Consider the following 5,021-nt stretch of genomic DNA (forward strand, 5'->3'; position numbering starts at 1 on the left):
TCCAGTCTTATCTTAGACAGAACTTCATTAGGAGTAAGCAAATCTGCCGAAAACAACAAAAGCTATACTCAACAAAGTACAGCTTTTGATTATAATCATACAAAGCTACAATGAATGCTCCATAAGATATAGTATGTTTCAACTTCCTACAGATCCTTTTAGAATACTACAGGAAATATCTAACTCTTATTCTTCTTCTAATAAATCCATTTTCTCTGCAAAATAATCACAGAAATCTCTCATAGTAGCTGACATCTTTTCATCTTGTGTCGCTCTTTCAAAAGTATCCGCCATTGCAACTAATGTTTGATGAAAGAATTTTTTCATTTCATCAACAGGCATATCTTTAGTCCACAAGTCAATCCTTAATGTCTCTTGCACCTTGTGATCCCATATAGACAACAGCATTGCTTTTGCACTTGCAGCTTCCACTCCACCATCTTTAGCATTCCACAATAATTTTTCTGGAACTCTATTGTCGTCTAGTTCTACTCTAATATTAATATCAGAAACTTGTTTCTTACTCATTATTTCTTAGGTTTGTATTTTGATTGTTGAAAAACTTCGTCATTACTTTTTGTCAAAAGTTCCTGCAAAGTTACATTATTATTTTTCATATACGAGCGAACAATTTGCCAACCTATCCAAGCTCCTATTCTTCCAGGTGCTTCATTATCTATCTCTAAATAAAACTTTGAAAAAGGAGCTGTATCAATAAATCTTTTATTCAATTTAAGATCGGTACTATATAGTAATTCCTCTTCCATAAAATATCGCCATACCTCCGTTTCATTTGCCTTTGCCCACTTCAATTGCTCTTTCGAATATCCTATAATATCCTCTTCAGCTACCTTTGGCAATAGCACTTCTTTTGCATACAATATCTTTCCCTCATGAATAAGACTTCCTAAAAAACGACGATCTCTAGGAGGCAACATTTTTTGCATAATAAAGTTTTCTGCCAAGTCAGGTAAAAGCTGACTCCTCTCAAAGGCTGGTCTAAGATACTGTGCAAAACCCTGATAAAACTTGTGGTCCTTACCTAAATAAGTATCTAAAGATACCAATATCAAAGTATCTGCATATACAGCCTTAGCTGTTACATCAACTTCAGTTACTAAAGTTATCAATTTCTTCCGATCGCTTTCTCCCTTAAAATAATACTTGGCGTGTTTAGCAAACATTTCAATATCTACTGGTAAACTACCTAAGTCTTTATATCTTTTCTCTACTTCCTCATTTACCTCAACAAACAGAGTATCTCTTTTTTTTTCTAACCAAAATTGATCAGACATTTCAATCGGAAACAAATAAGGAAAATTAGCCTTTACCTTTGGTAACTCTTCAGCCGTAGCCTTAAAAAAGATTTCATCAAAACGCTCTACTTCAATCTCCATAGGTACCTGAGCTATTTCTAACTCCAATTCACTCTCTTTATCTGCACAACTACTTAAAAAAAGAAATGTGCTAAATAGAAGAACACTTGATAATTTCTTAAATTTGAACAATGTCATCGTTATTATTTTTTGAACAACAAAGATATAAAGATAGCGTAGACCTCCACAAATAAATAACCACTATGAATAACAAAAACTTTCAGACCGAAGAGATTACTAACCATATTGTTAACTGGCTTAAAGATTATGCCATCACTGCTAAAGTACAAGGCTATGTCATCGGAATTTCAGGAGGGATTGACTCTGCTGTCACTTCTACCTTATGCGCTATGACTGGACTACCTCTAGTCTGTGTCGAAATGCCAATACACCAAGAAGCTTCACAAGTTAACAGAGGAAAGGAACACATTGCTTTTCTTAAACGAAAGTTTACAAACGTACAATCCATAGAAGCTGATTTAACACAAACCTTTGATACATTACAAACCACTTTACCAACAACAACAGACCAGGCATTGCTAAATCTAACGTTAGCGAATACCCGTGCTAGACTTCGAATGTTGACTCTATATTACTTCGCAGGTATACATCGTAGTTTGGTTGCTGGAACAGGTAATAAAGTAGAAGACTTTGGAGTAGGATTCTTTACTAAGTATGGAGATGGTGGTGTAGACGTTAGTCCAATTGCCGATTTAATGAAATCAGAAGTAAGATTAATTGGAGAATATTTAGAAATACCCGTCAGTATAATTAAAGCCAAACCAACCGATGGTCTATTTGGCGACGATCGCTCAGATGAAGATCAATTAGGCGCGTCTTATGATGAATTAGAGATTGCAATGATCGCTCATGAAAACGGAGCTACTGTTGAAGAATTTACTGGCAGAACCCGAGAAGTTTTCGAAATATATAATAAACTAAACCGCATTAATCAACACAAGATAAAACCAATACCTGTCTGTAAAATTCCTAAAAATCTAAAACATAGGTAGTAAGATTTTATTTATTCAAAAAATAAATATCTTTACAAAAAATAACATTATGAAAAAGTATGTTTTAATTCTATTAGCTTTCCTTTCTATCACATTGTCAGGATGTGCGATAGATGACGATTATTGTGGTAATGGATCATATGTTGCCGAACAGTTAAGACCTAAAGTAGATTTCCATCCAAATCAATTTTATGTAAATAATTTAGAGCCCTCTGGTTTTACAGTTATTCACAATGAATCAGAATTCCAAAGAAGAGTCTATGGTGCTAAATATTACAGAAACGAGATTGACTTCAGATATTATAGTTTAATTATAGGTGAAGTAGAGATATTTGATTTCCAAAATATTATTGACATTATACCTATATATAGCGAAGCTTGCAATAGCCGATCAGACAACATACTCGAAGTAGAATTTAAAGTAAACAGAGGTAGAAGAAAACATTTTGTAACATACCATGCCGTGGTTCCAAAATCAAATAGTGATTTCTATAGAGTGAGAACAGAAGTAAGATACTACAACCGTTACTAACAAAAAAGAGAGCAGAAGCTCTCTTTTTTGTTTATCATCCTTGTATATTTATAAACCTTGAAGTAACTTGTCCTAATCGCTTTGAAAATAAGTTAATCAGATTAGTATAATCCATAATCACTGTCAGCATCTCATTCGATCGCTTTGAATCTTGCTCTTCTGGCAACTTCTGTTTATACTTATCAATTAATGTACTAACCAAATACATACGCAATGTCAATATCGTTTCCGTAACATACTGAGCAATACTTTGCTCCTTGTGCTTGACAAATATATTCTGTGACTCCCATTTATGAAGTGTCCACTTTTCATCATCCATTATAATATTAGTCACTTCTCCAGACAATTCCGGATCTAATTCCTTAAGATAACTTTCAAGACTCCACTCTTTGTGATTAAAATAATCAATAAGACTACTATAAATCTTTTTAAACAATGGGTTAGTCAAGTGTATTTCATCTTCTTGAAGACTCAAAAAAACACGTTCGTATACCTTATTCTCTACTTTGTGTTCATTGACGATTATATCATTGTCTTCATTTACCTCATAAACCAATTCAGTAAACACTTCCTTTATATTTCCATATAACAGTAAAATTTCTATTACTTTTCGCTCGAGGACATAAATCGGATTATTCTCTGGTCGCTTCTCTTGATCATTTTTATTATGTACAACTTCAAGTTTCTTGCGTTCTTCTATATATTTTTTATTTGCCTCTTGCAACTCCTTTCTTCCTTGTTGTGCTAACGAATTAAAGAGCACTTCTTCTGAAATATCCATTATACGCGCGCACTCTTGTACATAGATTTCACGTTGTATGTGATCAGGAATTTTTGATATGCTCAAGACCATATCACGAATCAAATCAGCTTTCTTAATTGGATCATTCTTTGCCTCATCCATCAACATATTCGCTTTATAACGAATAAAGTCAGTCGCATTCTCTGCAAAGTATTTTTCCAATTGTTCTAATGTATATCTTCTCGCAAAACTATCAGGATCTTCCCCTTCTGGCAAAGGACATACACGCACATTCATACCGGCCTCAAGAATTAAATCTACCCCTCGAAAAGAAGCGCGAATACCTGCCGCATCGCCATCATACAACATTGTAATATTCTTCGTTAGTCGATTGACTAAGCGTATTTGATCTGGAGTTAATGCCGTACCCGATGAAGCTACAACATTCTTAATACCTGCTTGATACATCTGAATTACATCAGTATATCCTTCTACTAAAAAACAATTATCTTTCTTAGCAATCTCTTGTTTTGCATGAGATATACCATATAGTATTTTACTCTTGTGATAGATATCACTCTCTGGAGAGTTTAAATATTTAGCTGCCTTCTTATCGTTCGTCAATATACGCCCCCCAAATCCGAGAACACGTCCAGACATACTCATAATTGGGAACATCACACGCCCTTTGAAACGATCAAATTTACGGTCTTCTTTTACAATCGTTAACCCTGTTTTTTCAAGGTACTCCAACGAGTATCCCTTCCCTAGAGCATCACTTGTAAAGGCTTCCCATTTATCAGGTGAATATCCTAGTCCAAATTCTTGTATTGTTTGCTCTGTGAAGCCGCGCTCTTTAAAATAAGACAACCCTATAGCCTTACCTTCTTCTGAATAAAGCAATGTATCTTGAAAGTACTTTTTTGCATACTCCGATACCACAAACATACTTTCCTTTTCATTCAACAGCTCTTTTTCTTCCTGACTTTGTTCTGTCTCTTCTATTTCAATTCCGTACTTCTTTGCTAAATAACGTATGGCTTCTGGATAAGAAAAATGCTCATGTTCCATAATAAAACTAATAGCATTCCCTCCCTTGCCTGAACTGAAGTCTTTCCATATCTGCTTTACTGGAGATACCATAAATGACGGAGTCTTTTCATTTACAAAAGGACTCAACCCTTTGTAATTACTCCCTGACTTTTTCAAATGCACAAAGTCTCCTATTACCTCCTCTACACGAGCGGCATCAAAAACTGCGTCAATGGTACTTTTGGAAATCATATATTAAGTTTAGTTCTTATTTTAACTCTAATTTGAATAGCTTAGATTCAACAAATAAATGCAACAGCATTTAA

General features: G+C 34.4%; 5 protein-coding genes. 2 read left to right on the plus strand and 3 right to left on the minus strand.

Translation table 11 applies throughout. The features are described from left to right. Positions 1–186 precede the first annotated feature (186 nt). Positions 187–528: a gliding motility protein GldC gene (gene gldC / locus GJV77_RS14395; protein ID WP_155037028.1), complete on the minus strand. Its 342-nt coding sequence runs from the start codon at positions 526–528 to the stop codon at positions 187–189. Beyond that, positions 528–1,514 (minus strand): gliding motility lipoprotein GldB, encoded by a 987-nt coding sequence (gene gldB, locus GJV77_RS14400; RefSeq protein WP_155037029.1) that lies wholly within the window; start codon positions 1,512–1,514, stop codon positions 528–530. The genes gldC and gldB overlap by 1 nt, the downstream gene beginning before the upstream one ends. A 65-nt stretch (positions 1,515–1,579) precedes the next feature. Here gldB and nadE point away from each other — a divergent pair, with 65 nt between their 5' ends. Together nadE and GJV77_RS14410 are read left to right on the plus strand one after the other, a co-directional pair. Continuing rightward, complete coding sequence (gene nadE, locus GJV77_RS14405) at positions 1,580–2,389, plus strand: NAD(+) synthase (protein ID WP_155037030.1); 810 nt, start codon at positions 1,580–1,582, stop codon at positions 2,387–2,389. 49 nt (positions 2,390–2,438) lie between these two features. Beyond that, positions 2,439–2,921: a hypothetical protein gene (locus GJV77_RS14410; protein ID WP_155037031.1), complete on the plus strand. Its 483-nt coding sequence runs from the start codon at positions 2,439–2,441 to the stop codon at positions 2,919–2,921. A gap of 34 nt (positions 2,922–2,955) precedes the next feature. On the opposite strand, the gene dnaG is transcribed toward GJV77_RS14410, so the two are convergent. Further along, positions 2,956–4,947: a DNA primase gene (dnaG, locus tag GJV77_RS14415; protein ID WP_155037032.1), complete on the minus strand. Its 1,992-nt coding sequence runs from the start codon at positions 4,945–4,947 to the stop codon at positions 2,956–2,958. Positions 4,948–5,021: the final 74 nt, after the last annotated feature.

It is taken from the genome of Myroides pelagicus (assembly GCF_009711055.1).
Lineage (GTDB): Bacteria > Bacteroidota > Bacteroidia > Flavobacteriales > Flavobacteriaceae > Flavobacterium > Flavobacterium pelagicum.